This window comes from Citrobacter sp. Cpo091, assembly GCF_030332645.1.
GTDB lineage: Bacteria > Pseudomonadota > Gammaproteobacteria > Enterobacterales > Enterobacteriaceae > Citrobacter > Citrobacter portucalensis.
On sequence record NZ_JAOWHL010000029.1, the window covers coordinates 1 to 24,242 of the forward strand.

Sequence of the window (24,242 nt, forward strand, 5' to 3'; positions counted from 1 at the left end):
TGTGAGTTCAATGGGTCGATGCAACGCTATCCTTAATCAAGGGGGACGTTGCCATGAAACGAAGAACGCGCATTTACTACACGCCTGAACAGAAAGCGATTATCTGGGACAGATATAAGCAAGGTGATTCCCTGCATGATATCGCAAGGATGTTCGACAGATATCATTCTTCTATCATGCCCACTATCCACCAGACTGGTGGATACCGTCCCCCTGTCCGAAAGCGACACCGATTAGCGCTTTCGCTAGACGAAAGAGAAGAGATATCCAGAGGGCTGGTAGCAAAACGCAGCATCAGGGACATCGCTGCCAAATTATCAAGAGCGCCCTCAACGATTAGCCGCGAGGTCAGTAGGCACGGTGGTGCAAAACAATACCGTGCAGCAAAAGCCGATGCTACTGCGTGGGAAAATGCCCTGAGACCAAAACCTTGCAAGCTAATTGAAAGCCCCGCATTGTGTAAAATTATTGCAGAGAAGATGCATCAGGACTGGTCGCCGGAACAGATCGCCGGTTGGCTGAAACGCTGTTATCCGGATAATCAGGAAATGCATGTGTCACACGAAACGATTTATAAAACGCTTTTTATACAAACCCGGGGAGCATTAAAAAAAGAGCTGCAGCAATGCCTTAGAAGCGGAAGAGTCGTGCGTAGATCCAGAACGTCATCGCTTAAAGGGAAAGGATTAGGGTCAATCCCGAACACGATACCTATCAGCGAAAGGCCACCAGAGGCGGCTGACAGAGCTATTCCAGGTCACTGGGAAGGTGACTTGATTCAGGGCTCGAAAAACTCCTATATCATCACCCTCGTAGAACGTCATTCCCGTTTTGTTATGCTGGCGAAGATCAGAGACAACAAGACCATAACAGTTATATCTGCACTCATCAGACAAGCCCGGGAATTACCTGCTGAGCTTTATAAAACATTAACTTGGGATCGTGGCGCTGAAATGACCAGCCACACACGATTTACTATAGCGACAGACATTCAGATTTATTTTTGTGATCCTCAATCTCCCTGGCAACGTGGCTCAAATGAAAATACGAACAGATTGCTCAGACAATATTTTCCAAAAGGAACTGACTTATCGGTTCACAGCCAGCAAAGACTTAACAGTGTTGCCAGACAGCTCAACGAAAGGCCGAGAAAAACGCTAGACTATGAATCACCAGCAGAACGGTTCAATAAGTGTGTTGCGTCCATCAGTTGAACTCACAGCCAATAGCGGACGTTGTTAAGCTCATGCAGTATGGATTCACGAAGAACATACGTTATATTTTGTCCTGATTGACTCGGTATGAAAGCTCCTGATGGCTCTCTTTTCGCTCGCTGTAACGATCTGCAAGATAACCGGTTTGTCCCTTAAGCAGCACTGTGATTTTAAACAGCTCCTCCGCTACATCGACGGAACTAAATGTTTCTCAACTATTCTCTAAGGCAACTTGCGGCCTATACAAAAAAGAGGCGGGTATAACCCGTCTCTTTTTAGCTGATTTCAAAATCTTTTAATTCCCCACCTTCAGCAATCAGATTTGAGATCCGCTTCGGCATTCGCCCCTGACCTGACCATGTTTTTGACTCTCCAGTTTCGTCAGTATATCGATACTTTGCGGGGCGGGGGGAGCGCGTCCTTTTAACCTTACCCGGAGAGCCAATAGCAGCCATAAGTTCGGATGGGTCGATACCCTCATCAAGCATCATCTGACGAAGTGTTTCCAGTTTATCGCGGCGCTGACTTTCATTTGCAAGACGTAATGTCTCTTCTTCTCTTCGTTCTATAAGAATAATTTTAAACTTTTCCAGAACATCTTCCAGTACATCTAATGAAATTTCACGAGTCTGGGAGCGTAAAGTACGGATATTGTTTAACTGTGTGAGAACATCTGACATAAAGAGACCTTTTAAAGTTTTTCGTTGTTCAGCAAATATCAATGTCGACGGTTGCTCATCAACCCGATTTTTCTTACTGAGCATTTTAATCCGATTGGTACATATTGTTATTAACGAGGTTTAGACTACTTATATAAATCTCTTACCGCAAGACAAAATTAAGAAGAATGTGCAAGAGCTAAATTCTAACTCCAACGAAATGTCCATGCATTTTTGAAAGTACTTAAAGCTATGATGTCAGGAGTCATCCGAAGAGCCTTTTATACCCTCATAACTTGTTGCTTCAGTCATATCTGATGAGCTTAAAATCAGGAGAGACATTTAGTGAATTAGCGCCGGCACTTAGTAAGGTTTTTCACAAATGGTAAGATGGCACGCAGGGGAGAGATACCTGCATTTTGTCAGAGGATAGCGAATTACTCTCTCTTTATAGAGGTGTTTCTAAAAAAGTGTAATGTAAAAAAAGCCTGCTGTTAACAGGCCATAAATGTTTTTAACTCATTTTTTGTTCGATTCTGATAAATAGAGTAAGCATGCAATTAAACGTGAAGCAGAGAGCATGACAAAAATGCTATAAATATTTCCTGGCCGCATCAAGTATCTCCTGTGACGTTAACTCTCTGTCAGAAGCTACGTAAACAATACCATGATCGCCAGTTAAGGAAGGAAAACTTGCAGACATAATCCGAAGATGTGCTTCTTCACCGTTTGGATATTCCTGCCTGATAGAAGATATACCTTCCAGAACTGTCATGATTTTACAGGATTCAGCATTAAAGAAAACAAGGACTTTTATCATATTCTATTACCTTGTTCTTGCGTGAATGTTAACTGGCAGATGCCATTATGGTAAAAGCAAAGACGTGATGCTTTCGGAGGCAGCCTCTCCTCTTACACACTTTATTATTTAACAAGCAGTTAGCTTCTGCTTTCAGACTTTTATGCAGCAGTCCTGCACTTCATCACATCGGTCAGCACACTCATAATTGCGAAAAATATGCTGACCTGATATTAAGAATAAACGACTTTCATCTGATTTAAGTTATGGATCTGTCTACTCAGGAATAATCCTTTATCGTTATCGCAGATCCACAATTATTTATTTATCGCAAAGTATTACGTTTGCAGCAGCAGGTCCTTTGTCACCGCTGTGAATGGCGAATTCAACTTTCTGTCCTTCAAATAAAGTTTTAAAGTTGTCGCCATTAAGTGCAGAAAAATGGACAAAGATATCTTTGCTGCCATCAAGAGGAGAGATGAAGCCAAACCCTTTGTCATCGTTAAACCATTTTACCAGGCCTTTAATTCTTGAGGTCATACTGATTCCTGTCACACATGATTGTATTGATAGTAAACGTATGGACTCAAAAGGAGGGATATCAGCGATAACGCCTAGTAATGAGGACTGTCCGGAAAATTTTTAACGTTCGTTTGCACATCGAAATGATGGGATTCATTAAGGCACGGGAAATCATAATAAGCAAATTATATTTTAGCCCTCCAGATGTCCTGCAAAGAAATTAACAATGGCAGGATGCTATTTTCAATGTATATTCCTTACGTGTTTTCAATAAGGAATTGACTTGTCTCATAAAATGACAGGAATTGTGAAAAGCTTTGACATTCTTAGTGGTAAAGGCCTCATCATCCCATCTGATGGCCAAAAAGACGTTCTGCTTCACATTTCAGCCGTTAACTCCCGCGAATCAGAATTATTCATCCCTGGAAACCGCATAGAATTTTGCCGTATAAACGGTCTCAGAGGGCCTGTAGCTGCGAACATTTATCTTTTCTGATTTTCAGTGTGTCAAAATAAATAGATTAAAACTTAACCGCATGTGGTACGGTGAAGCTCATTCATTGAAAGGTTAATGGTTATGTCTGTTATCAATTACGCAATGAAACTATTCAGCAGAGCGTCTACTGCCACTGCTGCCTGTCCTGTTTGTGGCTTAAAATCAGCACAACCGTTGTCAAAAATCCGGCTCAACCAGGCCATGCTTTGCCCCGGATGTAAGGCTCTGTTTATCTCCCGACGCTAGCTCGACCAAAACCGCAGAACAGAGCTCATGTCCTATACTTATGTTAGATTCCGGCAGCTGTTAAATCCCTGATGCCTGACGCCCATCCTGAGAGAACGTTTCTGAACTGATTTCGCAACTGCTCCTGCGCGCCAACGTCGCATCAGAGCAATGCTATGAAAATGAACCCAAGAGCGTGGTTTAACCGCTCCCGTATTCCGATCAATGCTGCCGAAAACGTAACGTTTTCGGCGAACGATCCTGCGAGTGAAAGCACTCCGAGGTCAGAACTCTTTTCGACCGTCCAGATGGAGCGCTACGGTCAGAAGCTGGCGCAGACTCACAAACTATCGCCGGATAAACATCCTTATTATCTTCTGAAACGGCTTGGCGACAATGAGGACGTCATCACCCAAAACTGCTATGAGCTTAACGCGGGTAAAAAGACCAGTATCATGCCCGCCGGTGAATGGTTGCTGGACAATTATTATCTTATTGAGGAACAAATCCGCACAGTCCGCCAGCACTTGCCGAAAAGTTTTGGAAAAGGTCTCCCGTCGCTGGTATCGCCACTGAATTGCCCACGAATTTATCATATCGCATCAGAGGCAGTTGCTCACGGTGATGGCCGCTGGGATGCCGCGAGCCTGACCAGCTATCTCACTGCCTATCAACAGGTGACACCGCTGACGCTAGGTGAAGTCTGGGCGCTACCGGGAATGCTGCGCCTGGCGCTGATTGAAAATCTTCGTCGTATCAGCATGGAAGTGATAAATGCGCAGCAGGACAGAAACCTTGCCGATACGTGGATAACCAGGATTTTCGAATGTGCTAAGAGTGCGCCTGTTGATTTAATCATGGTGGTTGCTGATATGGCGCGCTCCCGCCCCCCGTTAACCAGCGCGTTTGTCGCAGAGCTGATGCGGCGCCTGCAGGGGCATGGCAACGCGCTGTCGTTACCTCTGACCTGGGTTGATCAGTGCCTTCGGGAACAGGAGATCACCACCGACGTTCTCATACATAGTTTCAATCAACAGCTTGCCGCCAGTCAGCTGTCTGTCAGTAACAGCATCGCGGGTCTCCGATTAGTGAGTGAAACGGACTGGGCTGATTTCGCCGAAACGATAAGCGTCGTCGAACAGGCATTACGCAATGATCCTGCCGGCATTTATCCCCGGATGCACTTCAATACCCGGGATCATTACCGGCACGTAGTTGAGGTTCTGGCCAGAGACAGCGGTCTCAGCGAGCCTGAGGTTACTGAGAAGGTGCTGGCGCTTTCAGAGGAAAAAGCGCCCGATACACCGGAACATCATGTTGGTTATTATCTTGCAGGCGAAGGTCGACAGGCGCTGGATATTCATCTCCTGGCAGACGCCTCAAGGCTCATACGCTTACGGCACAGTTTCAACAGAATAACCCTGCTGTCATGGCTTGGAAGCCTGGCGTTGCTGACAACCGCAGCGACCGCAGCAATATTGCACGAAACCGCCATGCAGGGCGCAGACTGGCTATTGATCGCGGTGATATTACCTCTGATTATCGCATTAACTCAGTTAATGAGCGATTTGCTCAGTGATGCAACCACCCGTTTTCGCGTTCCTCGCCCCTTGCCGGGGATGGATTTTTCAGCCGGTATTCCCGCTGACAGTGCCACCATGTTAGTCATTCCCTGCATGTTGACCAGCCACGAAAGTTTCAGCCAGCTCCTCACCAGTCTTGAAGTCTGCTGGTTGGGGAACGAAAACGAAAATCTCAGGTTCGCGCTGCTCACTGATTTTGCTGATTCTGAAAATGAACCCTCATCGGAAAGTCACGCGCTGCTCAGACAGGCTATCGCCGATACGCAGGCGCTTAATCGCCGCTACCCCTCCGGCCGACCACGTTTTTATCTGTTACATCGCCAGCCTGAATGGAACCCCTCGGAAGGAGCGTGGATGGGCTATGAACGCAAGCGGGGAAAACTGGCGTTACTGAACAGCTGGTTGCGCCATCCCGGAACGCAATTCGTCAGCGTTGCAGAGATGCCTGCCCACCTTTTACCGGGTCACATAAAATACGTCATTACCCTGGACAGCGATACTGTGCTCCCGCGCGATACGGCACACAAACTCGTCGCGACGATGGCGCATCCGCTGAATACGCCTGAGTATGATCCGGTACGCCAGAGGGTTGTCAAAGGATTCGGTATTTTACAGCCCGGTCTTGCGGAGGAGATACCACGCAACGGTCAGGGGCGTTACGCAGCCCTGCGCAGCAGCGTACCGGGCAATAACCCTTATTCGATGATATCTTCGGATATTTATCAGGATCTCTTTGGGGAAGGCTCGTTTGTGGGCAAAGGGATTTACGATGTTGATATTTTTATGCAGGCCACTACGAACATCTGCCCGGAAAATCTGGTACTCAGCCACGATCTGCTTGAAGGATGCTATGCACGTTCGGGTCTGCTGAGCGAGGTGTTACTGTACGAACAGTACCCTAATAATTATCTGTCGGATGTTGCACGACGTTCACGCTGGATCCGGGGTGACTGGCAACTGCTTAACTGGCTAAAACCACGCATCAGAAAAGCCGATGGAACCCGGGTCAGGAATCCGCTGACCGCGCTTTCTTACTGGAAATTACTCGATAATCTACGTCGCAGTCTGGTCGCCCCCTCCTTACTGATATTGCTGTTCTTCACTCTGCTTTGGGTACCCAATCCGGTTTACTGGCTGGGCATACTGTTGCTGATATGGTTGTTGCCAGCCATCCTCTGCATTAGCCACGACCTTCTGCATAAACCTCTGCGTCGCCGCGTGAAGCCGCATCTGTTACTGGTGGGGGCGGGCGCGCTAAAGCGTCTGTCAGGTATCAGCCTTAATTTTGCGATACTGCCGCACGAAGCCGGATATTCGCTGAAAGCGATCGCCGTGACGCTATGGCGACTGGGGATAAGCAGGCGTCACCTCAGCCAGTGGGTCAGCCACAGCCAGGACAGCAGTCAGGCCAGACCCACTGTTGCACGTTTTTATCAGGCGATGTGGCTGAACGCTGCCGGTGGCGTGGCGCTGACAATACTGACCGGACAATTTGCCCCACAGCTGCTGGGGATTGCGTTACCGATCGGTTTGGTATGGTGTGTGGCACCGCTGCTGATGAGCTGGCTGAGTCGCCAGCCCGTGCGAAAGGTTTTTTCGCCTAATCAGGAACAAAAACAGCTGTTACGCCAGACAAGCCGTGAAATCTGGGCTTTTTTTGAAACATTTGCCACAGCAAAAGAGAACTGGCTTCCGCCTGATAATTATCAGGAAATACCACAACCGACGGTGGCACACCGAACTTCTCCTACCAATATTGGTCTTTCACTTATGGCTAACCTGACGGCATGGGACTTTGGCTACCTGCCTGGCGGAGAGGTGCTCCGGCGCGTGTCGCTCACGCTCGACACGATGGATAAAATGGAGCACTACCGGGGCCATCTCTACAACTGGTATGACACCCGTACGCTGGTCCCCCTCAGTCCACGCTATATCTCCAGCGTCGACAGCGGCAATATGGCCGGGCATTTATTGACCCTGCGTGCAGGCCTGTCCGCCATGCGTCATCAGCCTGTTTTAAGCAACCAACAGATACTGGCAGGACTGAACGATACGCTGGATATTCTGGAAAAACAGTGGGGTAAGAACCCACCTGACAGCCTGAGACTGCTGCGCAAGCATTGCCTGAACGCGGTGTCGCTCTCTCCGCAGGCGCTTTTCAGCGAACTGAAAAGCATGCGCACCCAGTGCAACCATCTGACCAGCGCATGTCATCAGGGATCTCCTCTTCAGATGCGCTGGGCTGGACATCTGGAGCATCAACTGGTTCAGCTTTGCCATGAGTGGTCTCTGTTGCTTGGCTGGTTGCCTGCATCCTGGAATGAACAGATGCTGCCGACGCTGAGCGAGCTTGCCCGTCCGACATTAACCGGTACAGGAACGCCTCCGGCGTCAGTGGCGGAGCAGGCCCGAATGCGACTCAATATTATCACCGAGCTGGAACAGCGGCTGGATGAGCATGCCCGGATGGATTTCGCCTTTCTGTACAGTGAAGCAACCAGTCTGCTCAGCGTCGGTTATAACTGTGATACCAATATGCCTGACAAGAGCCACTACGATCTCCTGCCGTCTGAAATCCGCCTGACCAGTTTTCTTGCCATTGCGACTAATCAGCTGCCTCTTAAAAGCTGGTACGCGCTGGGTCGATTGTTTACCACGATTGATAATGAAACTGCCCTGATGTCATGGAGCGGATCCATGTTTGAATATCTGATGCCGAATCTGGTGATGCCCACCTGGCCCGGCAGCCTGCTCGATGAAATGAGTCAGTCGGCGGTTATGCGCCAGATTCACTGGGGGAAAGAACGCGGGGTACCATGGGGTGTTTCAGAGTCTGGCTATCATGCTTTTGATGTTCAGCATAATTATCAGTATCAGGCATTTGGCGTACCGGGGCTCGGTCTACGCAGGGGACTTGCCGATGACATGGTTGTTGCTCCTTACGCCACGCTGCTGGCGCTGATGGTTTCCCCACAGAGAGCCTGTGAGAACCTGTTCAGGCTGCAAAAAAATGGTGCACGCGGAGAATACGGTTTTTATGAAGCGCTGGACTATACACCCTCACGTCTTGCAACCGGTCAGCTCTATGCGGTGGTACAGTCCTGGATGGCGCATCACCAGGGTATGGCATTTCAGGCGCTGGCTCATGTGCTGCTTGACGCTCCCATGACTGAACGCTTTATGTCCAGCACGGTATTCCGGTCAGCGAGTCTGCTGTTACAGGAGCGCGTGCCGGATGCGGTCGATCTGTACAGTCCGCGCCGTCATTTTGAATCTCATGAGGGCATGGTCAAACCCGTTCGCTATGAACCCCGTATTTTCTATAGCGTGGATACCCCCGCCCCGGATATTCAACTCCTGTCCAACGGCCATTATCATCTGATGTTGACCGCGGGCGGCGGTGGTTACAGTCGCTGGAATGATATTGCACTAACGCGCTGGCGCAGTGATACCACCCGTGATAACTGGGGAGCATTCTGCTACATCCGCGATACCCAGACGGGAGATGTGTGGAGCAATACCTGGCAACCAACAGCCCACACCAGCGGACAAGACGAGGAAGTGTTGTTCACCGATGCGGGGGCAGAATTCAGACGCAGCTTAGGGGGACTCAGCGTCAAAACTCAGGTGGTGATCTCTCCGGAGGATGATGTTGAATTGCGACGGCTCACACTGATTCATCGTGGTCGCAAGCCTCGCTCTCTGGAGCTGACAACCTATGCTGAAGTGGTACTGGCACCTGATGCCAGCGATCTGGCACACCCGGCATTCAGCAATTTGTTTATTCAGACTGAGCTGGCTCCTGAGCGTGACGCTATTCTTTGCCACCGGCGCCCGCACTCACCGGATGAACCGGGCCCTTGCCTGTTTCACATGATGGTGGTGCACGGCGATAACCGACATAACGTGTCGTTTGAAACGGACAGGGCAAGGTTTATTGGACGTGGCAGAACCCCTGCGAATGCACAGGCAATAGAGACGGGAGGGATGCTAGGCAACACGTCGGGCTCGGTGCTGGATCCGATACTGGCAATTCGCAACGCCATCATTCTGCAGCCGGGGCAGCCGGTTACGATTGATATCATTTATGGCATCAGCGAGACCCGTCAGCAGAGCCTGGCGTTGCTGGAGAAATATCGCGATTACCCTATCGCCGATCGCGTCTTTGAACTGGCCTGGTCTCACAGTCTGGTGGTATTGCGCCAGATGAACGCCAGTGAAGATGATGCCACGTTGTTCAATAGTCTCGCCAGCGCAGTGCTTTACCCTGTCCAGGAGCTGCGCGCCGAAGGCCAGGCGATCGGCCGCAACCGGCGTGGCCAGTCCGGACTGTGGGGCTGGGCAATTTCAGGGGATCTGCCGATAGTGCTGCTGAGTATAACCAGCGAGGAAAGTATCACCTCAGTGACCACACTGATTCAGGCACACCGTTACTGGAGACAGAAAGGGCTGGATGTTGATTTGGTTATCCTGAATAACAGCCCCGGCGGCTACCAGCAGGGATTACAAAATCAGATTATGGAGTTAATTTATGCCGGGTCTGAAGCCAGTCTGCTGGATAAAAAGGGCGGGCTTTTTGTCCGCAACGGTGAGCATCTCTCCGCTGAGGATAAGTTGCTTTTGATGAGCGTGGCCTGTCTTTATCTTGATGACCGCGCAGGGGGTATTAATGAGCAGCTTAACCAGCGTATTCATACCCTGAAATCGCCTGCAAGGGCATTCATTCCGCGTGCTGCGCGCGAGCGTAATCAACATACGGACTGGAGCCCTGATACCAGTCAGTTATGCCATTTCAATGGGTACGGTGGATTTTCTCAGGATGGGCGGGAGTATCAGATCATCCTTCGGGAAAATGCGCTTACACCGGCTCCCTGGTCGAACATACTGGCAAATTCCCGTTTTGGCAGTGTGATCTCAGAGGCAGGGCAGGCCTATACCTGGTATGAGAATGCCCATGAATACCGGTTGACGCCGTGGGAGAACGATCCGGTGAGCGATCGCAGCGGCGAGGCATTTTACCTGCGCGATGAAGAGAGCGGGGAGTGCTGGTCGCCGACGGCTTTACCTGTTCGCGGACACGGTGATTACCTGACCCGCCATGGTTTTGGCTACAGCGTTTTTGCCCATCGTGAGAGTGGTATAGACAGCGAGTTGACGGTCCTGGTTGCTGAAGAAGATCCGGTTAAACTGGTGCTCCTGACGCTCAGTAACTCTTCGGGACGGACACGTCAACTTTCCGTCACAGGCTATGTAGAGTGGACGCTCGGAGAAACACGAACGCGCTCAGCCCCTCACATTGTGACACATGTGGCCAGAACGCCCGGCGGCTGCGGGGTGCTTGCGAATAACTTTTATGGTGATAATGGTGGCGGCCGAACTGCATTTTTTGCCGTCAGCGGTAATGACTGTTCTCTGACAGGGGACCGCCGGGAGTTTATTGGCCGTAATGGTTCCCTTCACGCCCCGTCGGCCATGAAACTGCAAAAGCTTTCCGGTAAGACGGGGGCCGGTCTGGATCCCTGCGGAGCGGTGCAATCGGCGGTTACATTAATTGACGGGGACCAGAGGACGTTTATTTTTATCCTCGGCGCAGAGGAGAATGATGTTTGTGCTCAGGAGACGCTGGCCCGCTACATGAATGAGGATACGGTCCGCCAGGAGCTGAACCGGATTCATAATCACTGGCACAATGTTCTCGATAAAATCGTAGTTAACACCCCCGACACGTCCGTAAATTTACTGGTTAATGGCTGGCTGTTGTATCAGACGGTCGCCTGCCGTCTTATGGCCCGGAGTGGCTACTATCAGTCTGGCGGTGCATTTGGTTTTCGCGATCAGCTGCAGGATACGCTGGCTCTGAGCCACGCTGCTCCGGACCGGATGCGTGAACAGATAATACTCTGTGCATCACGGCAGTTTATCGAGGGGGATGTGCAACACTGGTGGCACCCGCCACACGGCAACGGTGTCCGTACCCGCTGTTCCGATGACTATCTTTGGCTGCCGCTTGCTGTTTGCCACTATGTTGAAACGACGGGGGATATGGATGCACTGGAAATACGCATTCCTTATCTGGAGGGACGCTCGCTTCAGCCTGGTGAAGAGTCTGTCTATGACACGCCGGTCATCAGCGGCACCGAAGAGACACTCTGGTTACACTGCGTCAAAGCTATTCACTATGGACTTCGCTTCGGGGAGCATGGCCTGCCGCTGATGGGGGCTGGTGACTGGAATGACGGGATGAACCGGGTGGGTATCGAAGGCAAAGGTGAAAGCGTCTGGCTGGGCTTCTTCCTGTACGACATTTTGCAGCAGTTTGCAGCGCTGGCGGAGCGCAGGCTGGATGAAAGCGTCGCCGCGATGTGCCGTTCACAGGCTCTGCGCCTGCAAAGTAATCTCGAAGCCCACGCCTGGGATGGGGAATGGTACCGGCGCGGGTATTTTGACGATGGTACTCCCCTGGGATCGAAAACCTCACAGGACTGCCGGATTGATGCGATTGCGCAGAGCTGGTCTGTATTGTCCGGCGCCGCGAGCCCGGGACGGTGCGCAAAGGCCATGCAGGCGCTGGATAAGCACCTTGTGGATAACGAAGGAGGGCTGATCAAACTGTTAACGCCTCCTTTCGACGGACACGGTCCAAATCCGGGCTACATACAGGGGTACCTGCCCGGCGTGCGGGAAAACGGAGGGCAGTATACGCATGGCGCCATCTGGGCAGTGATGGCCTTTGCCCGAATGGGGAATGCCGAACGAGCTTGGCAACTCTGGTCAATGCTCAGCCCTATAAATCATACCCTGAATGCGGACTCTGTCGGGATTTATAAAGCTGAGCCTTATGTCATGAGTGCTGATGTCTACAGCGTCGCTCCCCATACCGGACGTGCAGGGTGGAGCTGGTATACCGGTTCCGCAGGCTGGGCCTGGCGTTTACTTACCGAGGAATTACTGGGGATAAAACGTTCCGGCACTGACTTTAGTGTTAATGCCAGGTTACCGGATGAGTGGTCGTCTTTTTCTATGGCATATCAATATGGTGAAAGCCATTATCAGATTAGTGTTTCACGCGGCGATGCAGAATATTGCGTGACGCTGGATGGTGTTCTCCTCCCTGATGACAGAATACCGCTGAAGGATGATGGACAAAACCATACGGTTGAGATCATTCAGAACTGACACTGATCCCGGAGGTGCATTAACGTCTGCCGTTAATGCGCTGATTATCCCTGAGAACATCAATCGCAGTCTGCATGGCGATTTTGTCATCCCGCCTTTTTTGTTTGTCCTGCATGACCTGAAGGTATTCCAGCAAGGTGCGGGTATTAATCGGTCGGCCCTGTTTACCCACAGCCAGCACGGCTTCGCCAAGAATAATTTTCACAGGCGGTAGTTGTGCCGGATACCAGTCAAGGGTGTCTTCTGATTTCATCTTAAATTTCTCACGGAAGGGTAGTGTATCATAAATAAGACGTTCAATTTTCAATATCTGATATCCTGATTCAGACACAACTTAACATAACTTATGCCATTTATTTTTATATTAAAGCGTATAATGATTACTGTATTCCTCAGAGAATTATTTATGTCTTATACAAACGGGCTCAGGTATTTTAAAGAAAGACCGGTTCATGTTGCCTGCCCGGTATGTGCACACAGAGCCGATCAGAAAGCAGGTAAACTAAGAAAAGATGCGGTTCTTGAGTGCCCTGCCTGCGGACTGTTGTTCAGACCTTCAGAATGCTGGTGTATCGGCGGCTGATCAGCTTCTGCCACGTAACGTCAGTGATGTCGGAAAATGACAACATTCCTCCTGTACTGCTGTTGTCGAGGGTATGATAATGAAATCTAAAAAATCTGTTTTTATTGAAGGGCATATCATGTCGAACAGCTGTCACGGACAGGCTGGCCAACTTTTCTGTATTCACCGGGTCAGGTTTAGTAATGGTAAATATGCGATTATTCGGGTGGCATCCGGGATATGTTTCAAACCAGGCGAAATTATTCAACGAAACGATTGTGAGTGGTTTTATAAACTTACCAAAATTCGGCTTCTTTCTTTTGAGTACCTTGATGATGATGAATCAAGAAGACAATTCCTTGAGTATCAATGATAAAACCATGGATTTATAACAGAATAAATTTGCTGGCTTACAATTCACCCCTGGCTCTTTAAATTATTCACCAGTCATTGCAAAATATTTTTTCCTGAATTTAGATGAATTTAAATTATCTTAAACAAAATGTATCGCTAAAGACGAATTGCCTCATTGTTTTCCTTTTGCGTTATAACCTTCATTAGCATTAAGGAAATTTATGGCACAGACTTTTACTCATAATTTACTTCATCCTCGCCACTGGCTTACCTGGTCTGGTTTGGGTCTGCTGTGGCTTCTCGTTCAACTTCCTTACCCGGTTTTACATATTCTGGGTTCTGGCCTTGGAAAAATATCCAGACCCTTTCTGAAACGCCGGGAACGGATTGCGATTAGAAATATCGAACTGTGCTTTCCCGAGATGACACCGTTTGCCCGGAGCCAGATGGTCAATAAAAACTTTGTTTCTCTCGGGCTGGGACTGATGGAAACAGGAATGGCCTGGTTCTGGAGCGATGCGAGAGTCAAAAAATGGTTTGATGTCGAAGGGCTTGAAAACCTGACCGGTGCAACAAGAGGAGTAATGGTTGTCGGGATTCATTTTATGTCCCTTGAGTTGTGTGGAAGAGTAATGGGGTTATGCCATCCTATGATGGCAACGTATCGCCCACACAATGATCCATTAATGGAATGGGTACAGACAAAAGGGCGTATGCGTTCAAATAAAGCTATGATTAATCGACATAATTTATCAGGTTTTGTTCATACGCTAAAAGCAGGTGAAGCCGTTTGGTTTGCACCAGACCAGGATTATGGGTCTAAAGGAAGCGTTTTTGCACCTTTTTTCTCGGTAAAAAAAGCAGCCACGACGAACGGAACGTATGCTCTGTCAAAACTAGCTGGTGCACACTTGATCACACTTAGCATGATTCGACGTAGCGATAAAAAAGGTTATCACATGTATATCAGCAATCCGTTGTCAGGCTATCCAGGGGAAGACAAGGTCGCCGCAGCGGCTTATATGAACAAGATCATCGAGCGTGAAATTCTCCGTGCCCCTGAGCAATACCTGTGGATGTATCGCAGGTTCAAAACGCGTCCTGAAGGCGAAGTCTCTTTATACAAATGAATCACTCTGCTTGTCATGAGCCAGAATCTATCTTTCTTGCCACTGTGTATTTGTAAAAAATGGATAGGGAATTATTCTATCGGCTTAATGTTAACGATAGCGTAACTGACTGCCAAGGTTAATCAATTGAACCGGTTTGGATTTGAAGGTCCATTTTTCGCTCAAAACGGACCTTCCATTCCCATCTTCCTTCCTGCCGTATCTCTTTCGCCCTTCCATACGATTAGTCAGTCCAGATCCGACTTTACCGCTTTTCGGATCTGCTGAGAGGAAAAGACGGATTATTGCAGGATAAGCACAAAAAATAGTGAATTGTTGCGATATGTGAATTGTTGCATGAATCGCTAAGATTTGAATTTATGATTAACTCTAAAGCAATTTAACAGCGACCCCATTAAGGGTCGCCGTACATTTGCTCAGCTATGTTCAAACCGGGCCACCAGGGGACCAGTGATTTCCATCTCCATTTCCCAGAGCGTTGTCATCACTCCTTCAAGTGGATCGTCGCTGCTGCGGTAGAAGGTGTTAAAAAGGGTTCCATCCGGGTACCTGAACAGCCTGAGTTCACCGAAGGATTCCGCGCTGACCATTACCGAAAATTCCTTTTCGGAATTGAGGACAAGGTAAATAAGACAGTTATTGATCCTGAAGGGCAGAGCGCGGCTACCTCTGGCTGACATATCAACCTGTATGTTAAACGCGTCATGCCTTTCCGGCTGATAAACCAGTTCCCTCAGTTCTTCGCTAAAGCGGGAACCGTAGCTCACCAGTATGTAATTCTGCTGATCGGCGGACCGTTGCGCGACTTTCATTAACAGTGTTTCGAGGTTTTTGACTTCCATCGTTAATTTAGCCTGTGATTGCCACAGTAAATTATGCAGTCTGTGGTGAATATTTGTCCTTACATCTGATACAGACGGAAAATCTCCGTAGAAATTACGATTAAGTTCTCTAGCAACATAATCTTTGGGAACACTTACAGGAATGTATCTCACCAGCCAGTTGCGATCGCATTCTGAATTTTGAGAAAAAGTGAAGTAGTTAAGCAGAGTCTCTTCAGACAATGCCCCAGGAAGTTCTTTTGTCAGACGAGTGTCGGTATTTCTGAGACGTTCAAGATCAACTTCGGCAGCAACGATATCTGTCGCTTTGCTGCGACTGAAGACTTCAATGTATTTGTCCAGAACGTCATTAAAGAAAACCACGTTCGCTGCATAATCCGCTTCTGAAATGATATAGCCTTCATAAGGGACTGAAGGATCACGTTTCAGGCGTTCAAGAACAGAAATTATTCGGACTTTACTGAAATAGGAAAACAACCCTCCCGCCAGGGCGTCATTAACACGCTGTGTAATCTGCTCAGCTGGTCTGGCGAGCTTTATAGCCAGCAAGGAAAACGCTCCATAGAGGCTCCCTAAATCCTCATGGACTCCTGTATACATACGCCCCGGAACGTAGGATCTTTCATTATATGAGTTCATAACCTCAATGGTTTCTGATAACCCGCTGTACCAGTTTGTACTCGCATGAAGATTACAGTGCTCAATTCTCAGTATCATATCAATAATATCGACAGAACGTCTGAATGCAGGCGTCAGCGTCTCATGAGTTTCCCTTTCTTCATATAATTCAGACGTTATGAGATGATTTACAAGATCGGCTAAATCTGTCTTTTCCTGTGATTCGAAATGCGCAATAAGATAGCCTGCCATCAACAGACGCAAATCAGATAAGGCATTTGCAAACAAAATGGATAAGGCCGCCTCTTTTTTATATGGGCTTCCCCTGAGTAACATTGCCCACTGCGGATCTGTTTCCTCCAGAGACAGATAATCCGGAGTCAGGAAGAAACTGTGCCAGCGGTACTCTTCCTCCCAGTGACGTGTAAACCGGCTCTGGTTAAACCACAGGCAAAGAACGTCGTGAGCATATCGTACGGAAGAAACATTATCGGCGACCACTGACGGGATAAGCAGCCTGGCGGTACTATGCAGATGATACATCAGACGGCCGGTAGAATCTTCACTCCCGGGTTTGCCAATGATCGTGTTCATACTCCAGCCCTCCCACAGACCGATAAATTCGCGAATAAGCGCCTGGTGAGTCTGCTCCTGGCTGGCCGATAGGGTGCCCCCGAGTCCCGCTTTCCACTCGTTTAACACATGCCAGACCCTGAAAAGAGAAAGTAAAAATTGTCTGAAATCGGTAAAACGAGTGCTCTGTGTTTTTCTGTACACATGCAATGGAATAGCCATAGATTCACGGAAATATTCGCCTGAATATTCTGTTGATTTTACGGTTTCACGAACAAATTTTCTCAATTCATAATGGAATGAATCACTGAATGTATGGCTAAATCCCGATTCTTTTACTTCATCCAGATAATTTTTATCGTCCCCGTAATTGTAACTTCGTTTAATAGAGGTGTAGGTATCCGTTAATCGTTCAACACCTGACCTGAAAACACTGATATTTTTATCGTTAAGTGCATCGTATGCCTCACCAAAGAAATCAAAAGTAATATCATCCAGATCCCTTTTATTCTCAGAATGCCCTGTCACTATGCAACGTCGACATAGCCACAGCCATAATCCTGAAACAGGCATGATGCCTCTTAATGACAATACCGTCAGTTCATCCGAACGCACACCAAAAGAGGGCAAAATGATAATTTCCGCATCCTGTCCATCCACCGCTTTGAGTCTTCTCAGCAGGAATAGCAGAGGTCTTATATAGATATCGGTAACAACATTATTTTTACTTATATCAAATTTAACATGGGCCATATCATCCTTTTCAGATATTGAATAAGGTAGTATTTTAATACCATCCAGGTAATTTTCACCTATGTTCCCCCCCGGATAGCGGAGCCACGCCAGAATATAGGCGTGTTGAATGTAGTCATCCACTATTTGTGACAAAAAATACTTATTCATAAGACGATCGCGCTTGTTCTCATCCAGAACATTCAGACTGGAGACAAAGAACCAGATAGACAGGAAAATATTGAAAAGCATCCACACAAAAGCGGTAACGGCGAAAGCGGTATTAAGATATCTGTCACCAATTGATAACGTTATGCCGCCTAACACAATAAATGCGGCAAGTGACAGGCCACTCAGGCCTGCGAACATATATCCGGAGTGAAGTTGATACGCGGACTGGATATGGATCCTGGCTGATTTCTTTTGAAACAGAACACTGATAAGACCCACGACCAGCGGAAAAACAATACCGATAATAGTCAATTGGCTGCCCAGTAAATTAGACATCCATCCTGAAAGGAGGGTAATCCCTTTAAAATGCTGCAGAGCGAACGGATGTAATACAGGCCGAAAATACTCGACTACGGCAACTGCACCGACTGCAGTGAACCAAAGAACCAGCATAGCCCGGATGTAATAGGTGGAGCTGGAAACCAGAACTTTTTCTATCGGGTTCCAGCGTAGTTTTTTGTAATCCCGGTTCGACTTCAGGCTACGGCGCAACTCAGCCCTGACCTGCCATGAGACACTTATGAGGAGTTTTCCAAACATAGATATCCTGCATTATCCATAAGAAATATCGAGGATAATAAGCGTTAGGGGCCATTTTTTCTCTGAAAAAATGTCTCTCAACTCCCTTCATGCACGTTTCGTCATCCTGTTATCCGGTTTTGGTATTTTTCGGATCTCAGAAAGTGAAGATAAGGATTATTGCAACAGAGTCACTAAAGAGAGGTGATTGTTGCGATGAGGCGATTATTGCTGCGGGAGCACAAAAAGAAGAGTTTATACCTGGAAAATCAACAGGGGTCGTTGGGCCACTGAGGCGTCAGACCGCCGGGACCTAGTTCAGGCCACGTCCGGGGCAGACAGAAAAGCAGTCCGTTCATTATTTCTGGTTAACACACAGCGCAAAGGGCGACTGCGGATTTCCCAGGAGCCAGGCATTGCCCAGAGGGCTTAATCGTAACTGACGTCCGGTATCCTCATGAACAAAGAAAAAACTTTTTTTGATAATCTCATCAGCAGCATTACCCCTCGCTGTTTTTATATGATGCATATTGCTCACGACGATTTCCCCGGGAGTCTTAATATCATAGTCAAACGTGATATTACGGGAGCCCGCTGGCTTTCTTGCGAACAGGTCGAGAACAACGGCGAGGTACGCCCAGCGCCTACCTGTCCAGATATAGGTCACATCACCGCACCACACCTGGTTTGGCTCTGTTACTGCGAACTGCCGCTCAAGATGATTCGGGATAGCAACATGCTCATGCCCGCCACGTTTATACCGGTGAGTCGGCTGCTGGCAACTGACCAGCCCCAGCTCTTTCATGAGTCTGCGAGCAAGCCAGCGTCCCATCTGGTAGCCTCTCTGGGTTGCCATGATGGCGATGCTTCTCGCTCCGGCGGAACCGTGGCTGATACCATGTAGCTCAAGTACCTGACTGCGTAATACAGCGCGTCTGCCGTCTGGTTTTTCAGGACGGTTTTTCCAGTATTTGTAGCTGCTGCGATGAACCCCGAACACATGGCAGAGAGTGACCACAGGATAACGCGCCCTGAGTTTCCCGATTATAGAGAATTTTTCAGGGAGTCTGACATCAAGAGCACGGTAGTCTTTTTTAATATTTCGTTTTCTATTTCAATACGTTGTAGCTTTTTCTTCAGTTCACGTATTTCGATTTTTTCCGGTGTAATCGGAGAGGCTTTTTGTGTTTTGCCCTGACGCTCTTCACGCAGTTGCCTGACCCATTTTGTCATCGTGGAAAGACCGACATCCATAGCCTTAGCGGCATCAGAGACGGTGTAGTTTTGATCGACAATCAGCTGAGCGGATTCGCGTTTGAATTCAGGACTAAAATTTCTTCTTTTCATTGGTGCACCTGTATTGTTCTGAGGTGAGCATATCACCTCTATTCAGGTGGCCAAATTCAGTAAACCACTTCAAACGGTAAACTAAAGGCTGCGTAATGTTTCTAAACCAATCCATTCCGGTATCATATACAGACTTGGACACATAACCCCCTCTCTCCTTAACCGCGTTTATATCGTGATAACCATCACAAAACCAAAGCGAGACTTTTATGGGGGCTTTTGTGGGGGCTCTGCTTGCGATAAACACCACAAAAAGCATTTGAAAACCAATGTCTTAATCGCATTCATGATCCCGAGTCCGGGCACCACTATTTAGAAGAACCCGCCTATGGCGGGTTTTTTGCTTTCTGGGCTCCGCGAGATTTCTTATCGTTCTGCCAACAGCGACTCCTACCCCACCTCATCACGACACTTAAACCTTTCACTGGAACCACGATGGTACTGCAAAAAATATAGCGGTATCAGGCACACCTCTTTGTCTGGCGTGCTTATCCATAGGCCAGATTTGAGTAATTTATCTGAACAACCTTGGGCACAATACTGTTGCGGGAGCGCCAGGTCGCGCCGCACTTCATTGATAAGCTTGCTGAAGGTCACCCCCCTCTTCCAGATGGCGTTGTAGGGTACGCACATTCATCCCCAGGGGCTGGAGTTGGTGCGCCGCCTCGACATCTGAAGCAAACGCCAGGGAGTAAATACCAACCTTCATCTACAATTGCCATCATACCGAGCAAATAATGAGTCAACGAGGAATCTGGATGGTGAAAACAAGAGTCATACAGTCAGCGCAGGGAGCCCATGCCTATCCGTTGCTGATCAAGAGCTTGCTGCTGTCGGGTGGGCGTTCTCATCCCGAGCGAGAAATCGTCTACGCCGACAAGCTGCGTTACGACTATCGCACCCTCAAACAGCGCATCCATCGCCTGGCAAACATGCTGACAGCGGCCGGTGTCATGCCTGGAGACACCGTCGCCCTGCTAGATTGGGACAGCCATCGCGCCCTCGAGTGCTTCTTCGCGGTGCCTATGATTGGTGCCGTGCTACACACGGTGAACGTCCGCTTCTCGGCGGACCAAATCGCTTACACCATGAATCATGCCGAGGACAACCTGGTACTGGTGCACGACGACTTCTTGCCGGTTGTCGAGTCACTGGCAGAGACACTGACCACTGTCCGGGGATACATCCAGCTTAGCGACGAAGAATCGAAGGCAACCAGCCTGCCGGTGCTGGGGGAATATGAGACCCTTCTGGCCGCAGCGGGAAATCGCTTTGACTTCCCCGACTTCGATGAAAACTCGGTAGCGACCTTGTTCTACACCACTGGAACCACGGGCAATCCCAAGGGGGTCTACTTCAGCCATCGTCAGCTGGTCCTGCACACGCTCAATGAGCTGGGCCTCCTGGCAGCCCACGAGGGACAGTCGCTGCTACGATCGAACGATGTCTACATGCCGATCACTCCTATGTTCCACGTGCACGCCTGGGGCGCTCCCTATGTCGCAACAATGCTGGGTGTGAAGCAGGTCTACCCCGGTCGTTACGAACCCAACAAGCTGGTGCGGTTCTATCACGATGAGGGTGTAACCTTCTCGCACTGTGTGCCAACCATCTTGCAAATGATCCTCGAGTGCGACGAAGCCACACGGACCGATCTGTCGGGATGGAAGATGTTGCTGGGTGGCAGTTCACTGTCCCTTGGACTGGCGACACAGGCCCACCATAAGGGCATACGCATTCACGCTGGCTATGGTATGTCTGAAACCTGTCCCCTGCTCTGTATGACCCACTTAAGCGATGCCGAGCTGGCCCTTCCCATGGATGAGCAGTTACCCCTGCGGATTCGGACCGGCCTGCCTGTTCCGTTGGTGGATCTGCGTATCGTCGATGGCGAAGGTCGGGAGGTAGTGCACGACGGCGAAGCCCTGGGTGAAATAGTGGTGCGAGCCCCTTGGCTGACTCAGGGCTACCTGAAGGAACCCGAGAAAGGAGCTGAGCTATGGAATGGCAGTTGGCTGCATACCGGCGACATTGCCTCTATCGATCCCCATGGGATAGTGGAAATAAAGGATCGCATCAAAGACGTAATCAAGACGGGCGGTGAGTGGATAAGCACGCTGGAGCTGGAGAGCCTCATCAGCTCACACGCGGCGGTCAGGTCGGTAGCCGTCGTCGGGATACCTGATGAACAGTGGGGCGAACGCCCCCTGGCTCTGGTGGTTTGCAAGGAAGGGGAAGACCTGGAGCCGCAGGCCATAGCGGCACATCTACAAGGATTCGTCGACCGCGGCCACATCACTAAATGGGCGATCCCGCGACAGATAAGGATAGTCCCAGAAATTCCCAAAACCAGCGTCGGTAAGATCAACAAGCGCCTGATTCGGGAGCTAGAAGCCAGCAATGGGAAGGAAAGCATTTAAGCGATTTGTCGCATTCATAGCGTAAGGTTAACAACAGTCACGCTGTCTATATTTCAGGTAGCATGTCGGTACCAATACTCTGCCGGGGATCTCACCGTCCCCGCGCGGATGCTGATCCCCCTTTAGCAAAATGGGTGCCAGGGCATGTTCATCGCCACAGGCACCTTCCATCCAGCCGGATCATTTACCTAAATCTGCTTTATTCAACAACGCCAGATTCATCCTCACTCATGCTTTCTTTGCTTTGAATGAACCGGAGCGCCAAATAAAGGTCTGGTGCCAGAAACATGTCGTCATCTTTCATTGTCGGTCGACTCTCCTTAAACCAGCGTGTTAACTCCGTTTTTCGGCCCGCAAGAATTAACTTAATCTGCCGCCCCTTCAGGTCCCGTTTTAACTCATTAATGGTTGCCAGAACGCTGATATCTGAATAGGTAAAGCAAGAAACGGCGTCAATGACCACCCATTTAGGTTGTAGTACTGCACCATCGACTAAATTCAAAACGCGGCGCTTAAAATAGGCCACATTAAAATAGGTCAGCGGTGAGTTAAACCGGTACATCAACACGCCAGGGATCATTTTCACATCGGTTGTATTACCTAATGAGTGAATCATCCCATTTTCGTCAATTCCCAATAAGTGTTCAGTAGGACGGAAAACTGTGCGCAGGAACTGCAACAGACCCAACAATACCGCAAGGCCAATCCCCTGAATAACACCAATAATCAGAACACAGCCAAAGGTGAAGAACGCCAGGCGAAATGCGGGTTTATTTCTTCGCCTCAGGTTCCAGAGTCCGCGTAAATCAATTAATGACCACGATGCATAAATTAGAACAATGCCTAATGCAGATACCGGAATAAATTGTAATGGCTGCGTGAAAAATACCACGACGATTCCGATGATTAAGGCAGCAACAACGGAAACAAGCTGGCTTTTCCCTCCAGAGGAATCATTTACCGCAGTCCGGGAATCGGCTCCGCTAATCGCAAACCCCTGAGATAAGCCAGACATTAGATTCGCGACCCCCAAAGCCCTGAACTCAGCATCAGCATTTATTTCGTATCCGTTTTTCGCGGCAAAACTGCGAGCGGTGAGCATCAGACTAACAAAACTGACTAACGCCAGGTTCAGCGCAGGGATCAATAAATCACGCGCCAGACCAGGCTGAAACGAGCCCCAGTGAACGACGGGCAAACCAGACTGAAAGCCCGATCCCCCAATAGTGGCAATCCCATACTGCTGCGCAGATGTGATCCATACCAGTGCCGTTGTTATCACAATAGCAATCAACGGTGCTGGCCATTGGCTACGAAACGTTTTGATAGCTATTAAAATCGCTAACGTTAGGATGGAGATACCTAAGGTTAATAAATGAATTTCTGAGAGCCGGCCAGGCAGGGCAATGATCTTCTCAATCACTTGCTCTTCATCAAGCGTAATCCCCAATACCTTACCGAGTTGCCCGACAATAATCGTCACGGCAACCCCGTTAAGCAAGCCCGTTAGAATGGGGTGCGAAAGCAAGTCAGCAAGCGCGCCCAGGCGAAATTTACTGGCAAGCAGGCACCATCCCCCCATCATCACAGTCATGACAATTGTCAACTGCCAGTGAAGTTCTGGGTTTCCGGCAGAAAGAGGAACTACAACGGCTGCAATTACCGCGCAGGTCGTGGCATCAGGGCCAACAATCAATTGGCGGGAAGAACCAAACAGCGCATAAGCTAGCATTGGCAAAACGCAGGAATATAACCCGACGATAGCCCCGACTCCCGCCAACTCAGCGTAAGCAATCGCAACCGGTAGTGCTACGGCAGCAACGGATAACCCGGCTTTAACATCATGTTTTAGCCAGCTTTTATCGTACGCTAATAAATTTTTTAGCCCCGGCATGTAGTTTAATACCATTTTTCCGAACACTTTATTCTCCGGATAGACCCTTACTTATAGATAAAGGTACACGTAACTATCGCAGGCGATCCTGATATTTTCGGGAGGTAATACAGAAAATTCAGATTGGGGGTTTACCGCATATACCGCAGGAAGGCTTGTGTTATGGAGATTTTGGATATTGCTTTGCACCCGATGGTGCGGTGTTGTGATGTGCCTGATGCGCTGCGCTTATCAGGCCTACAAAATACGTTCAGCCCGGCCCCTGTAGGCCGGATAAGGCGGCACGCCGCATCCGGCGGTTTTCATCCCGCACAGACGCAAAAAAGCCCATCCGTCAGGATGGGCT

15 protein-coding genes and 2 pseudogenes are annotated in these 24,242 nt (G+C 49.0%); 9 read left to right on the top strand and 8 right to left on the bottom strand.

Annotated features, from left to right (window positions below; all coding sequences use genetic code 11):
• The first annotated feature begins 53 nt into the window (after nucleotides 1–53).
• Entirely contained in the window at nucleotides 54–1,214 is a 1,161-nt protein-coding gene (locus OGY04_RS09305; protein WP_286584749.1) for an IS30-like element ISCfr4 family transposase, read from the top strand.
• Nucleotides 1,215–1,275: 61 nt separating this feature from the next.
• Here OGY04_RS09305 and OGY04_RS09310 read toward each other — a convergent pair.
• From OGY04_RS09310 to OGY04_RS09325, 4 genes and pseudogenes are all read right to left on the bottom strand, one after another.
• Nucleotides 1,276–1,410: pseudogene (locus tag OGY04_RS09310) on the bottom strand (arsenical resistance protein ArsH); the annotation flags it as partial.
• Between the two features lie 79 nt (nucleotides 1,411–1,489).
• Nucleotides 1,490–1,894 (bottom strand): H-NS family histone-like protein, encoded by a 405-nt coding sequence (locus tag OGY04_RS09315; protein WP_286585176.1) that lies wholly within the window; start codon nucleotides 1,892–1,894, stop codon nucleotides 1,490–1,492.
• A gap of 571 nt (nucleotides 1,895–2,465) precedes the next feature.
• Complete coding sequence (locus OGY04_RS09320) at nucleotides 2,466–2,693, bottom strand: hypothetical protein (RefSeq protein ID WP_286585168.1); 228 nt, start codon at nucleotides 2,691–2,693, stop codon at nucleotides 2,466–2,468.
• A 300-nt stretch (nucleotides 2,694–2,993) separates the two neighbouring features.
• Complete coding sequence (locus OGY04_RS09325) at nucleotides 2,994–3,212, bottom strand: cold shock domain-containing protein (protein ID WP_286585169.1); 219 nt, start codon at nucleotides 3,210–3,212, stop codon at nucleotides 2,994–2,996.
• Between the two features lie 265 nt (nucleotides 3,213–3,477).
• On the opposite strand from OGY04_RS09325, the gene cspF reads away from it, so the two are divergent.
• The 3 genes from cspF to OGY04_RS09340 all read left to right on the top strand — a co-directional run bounded on the left by cspF (nucleotide 3,478) and on the right by OGY04_RS09340 (nucleotide 12,674).
• A complete protein-coding gene (cspF, locus tag OGY04_RS09330) occupies nucleotides 3,478–3,690 on the top strand; it encodes a cold shock-like protein CspF (protein WP_286585170.1) in 213 nt (70 codons plus the stop codon).
• 81 nt (nucleotides 3,691–3,771) lie between these two features.
• Nucleotides 3,772–3,936: a YnfU family zinc-binding protein gene (locus OGY04_RS09335; RefSeq protein ID WP_286585171.1), complete on the top strand. Its 165-nt coding sequence runs from the start codon at nucleotides 3,772–3,774 to the stop codon at nucleotides 3,934–3,936.
• 155 nt (nucleotides 3,937–4,091) lie between these two features.
• Complete coding sequence (locus OGY04_RS09340) at nucleotides 4,092–12,674, top strand: glycoside hydrolase family 94 protein (protein ID WP_286585172.1); 8,583 nt, start codon at nucleotides 4,092–4,094, stop codon at nucleotides 12,672–12,674.
• Nucleotides 12,675–12,693: 19 nt separating this feature from the next.
• Here OGY04_RS09340 and OGY04_RS09345 read toward each other — a convergent pair whose 3' ends face one another.
• Nucleotides 12,694–12,927 (bottom strand): YnaE/YdfK family cold shock protein, encoded by a 234-nt coding sequence (locus OGY04_RS09345; RefSeq protein WP_004132711.1) that lies wholly within the window; start codon nucleotides 12,925–12,927, stop codon nucleotides 12,694–12,696.
• A gap of 153 nt (nucleotides 12,928–13,080) precedes the next feature.
• Between OGY04_RS09345 and OGY04_RS23135 the strand changes: the two genes are divergently transcribed.
• From OGY04_RS23135 to lpxP, 3 genes are all read left to right on the top strand, one after another.
• On the top strand, nucleotides 13,081–13,257 hold the full coding sequence (locus OGY04_RS23135; RefSeq protein WP_213076229.1) for a YnfU family zinc-binding protein: 177 nt from the start codon (nucleotides 13,081–13,083) through the stop codon (nucleotides 13,255–13,257).
• 79 nt (nucleotides 13,258–13,336) lie between these two features.
• On the top strand, nucleotides 13,337–13,609 hold the full coding sequence (locus OGY04_RS09350) for a hypothetical protein (RefSeq protein WP_182015724.1): 273 nt from the start codon (nucleotides 13,337–13,339) through the stop codon (nucleotides 13,607–13,609).
• A gap of 202 nt (nucleotides 13,610–13,811) precedes the next feature.
• Nucleotides 13,812–14,720 (top strand): kdo(2)-lipid IV(A) palmitoleoyltransferase, encoded by a 909-nt coding sequence (lpxP, locus tag OGY04_RS09355; protein ID WP_286585173.1) that lies wholly within the window; start codon nucleotides 13,812–13,814, stop codon nucleotides 14,718–14,720.
• Nucleotides 14,721–15,136: 416 nt separating this feature from the next.
• Here the strand turns inward: lpxP and OGY04_RS09360 are convergent, their stop codons facing one another.
• The gene (locus OGY04_RS09360) at nucleotides 15,137–18,256 is read right to left on the bottom strand and encodes a hypothetical protein (protein WP_286585174.1); all 3,120 of its coding nucleotides are present in this window, start codon (nucleotides 18,254–18,256) and stop codon (nucleotides 15,137–15,139) included.
• Nucleotides 18,257–18,824: 568 nt separating this feature from the next.
• Nucleotides 18,825–19,582: pseudogene (locus OGY04_RS09365) on the bottom strand (IS3 family transposase); the annotation flags it as partial.
• Between the two features lie 758 nt (nucleotides 19,583–20,340).
• Here OGY04_RS09365 and OGY04_RS09370 point away from each other — a divergent pair.
• Nucleotides 20,341–22,002 (top strand): fatty acid--CoA ligase, encoded by a 1,662-nt coding sequence (locus OGY04_RS09370; RefSeq protein ID WP_079935388.1) that lies wholly within the window; start codon nucleotides 20,341–20,343, stop codon nucleotides 22,000–22,002.
• Nucleotides 22,003–22,201: 199 nt separating this feature from the next.
• Here the strand turns inward: OGY04_RS09370 and OGY04_RS09375 are convergent, their stop codons facing one another.
• On the bottom strand, nucleotides 22,202–23,923 hold the full coding sequence (locus OGY04_RS09375; protein WP_191226515.1) for a SulP family inorganic anion transporter: 1,722 nt from the start codon (nucleotides 23,921–23,923) through the stop codon (nucleotides 22,202–22,204).
• A gap of 135 nt (nucleotides 23,924–24,058) precedes the next feature.
• Between OGY04_RS09375 and OGY04_RS09380 the strand changes: the two genes are divergently transcribed.
• Nucleotides 24,059–24,242, top strand: a 184-nt coding sequence (locus OGY04_RS09380; protein ID WP_286585175.1) for a hypothetical protein, incomplete at its 3' end; no start/stop codon positions are given.

Coding starts and splice junctions, on each gene's coding strand:
- OGY04_RS09305 (WP_286584749.1), top strand. CDS start 54: ATGAAACGAAGAACGCGCATTTACTACACGCCTGAACAGAAAGCGATT.
- OGY04_RS09315 (WP_286585176.1), bottom strand. CDS start 1,894: ATGTCAGATGTTCTCACACAGTTAAACAATATCCGTACTTTACGCTCC.
- OGY04_RS09320 (WP_286585168.1), bottom strand. CDS start 2,693: ATGATAAAAGTCCTTGTTTTCTTTAATGCTGAATCCTGTAAAATCATG.
- OGY04_RS09325 (WP_286585169.1), bottom strand. CDS start 3,212: ATGACCTCAAGAATTAAAGGCCTGGTAAAATGGTTTAACGATGACAAA.
- OGY04_RS09335 (WP_286585171.1), top strand. CDS start 3,772: ATGTCTGTTATCAATTACGCAATGAAACTATTCAGCAGAGCGTCTACT.
- OGY04_RS09340 (WP_286585172.1), top strand. CDS start 4,092: ATGAAAATGAACCCAAGAGCGTGGTTTAACCGCTCCCGTATTCCGATC.
- OGY04_RS09345 (WP_004132711.1), bottom strand. CDS start 12,927: ATGAAATCAGAAGACACCCTTGACTGGTATCCGGCACAACTACCGCCT.
- OGY04_RS23135 (WP_213076229.1), top strand. CDS start 13,081: ATGTCTTATACAAACGGGCTCAGGTATTTTAAAGAAAGACCGGTTCAT.
- OGY04_RS09350 (WP_182015724.1), top strand. CDS start 13,337: ATGAAATCTAAAAAATCTGTTTTTATTGAAGGGCATATCATGTCGAAC.
- lpxP (WP_286585173.1), top strand. CDS start 13,812: ATGGCACAGACTTTTACTCATAATTTACTTCATCCTCGCCACTGGCTT.
- OGY04_RS09360 (WP_286585174.1), bottom strand. CDS start 18,256: ATGTTTGGAAAACTCCTCATAAGTGTCTCATGGCAGGTCAGGGCTGAG.
- OGY04_RS09370 (WP_079935388.1), top strand. CDS start 20,341: ATGGTGAAAACAAGAGTCATACAGTCAGCGCAGGGAGCCCATGCCTAT.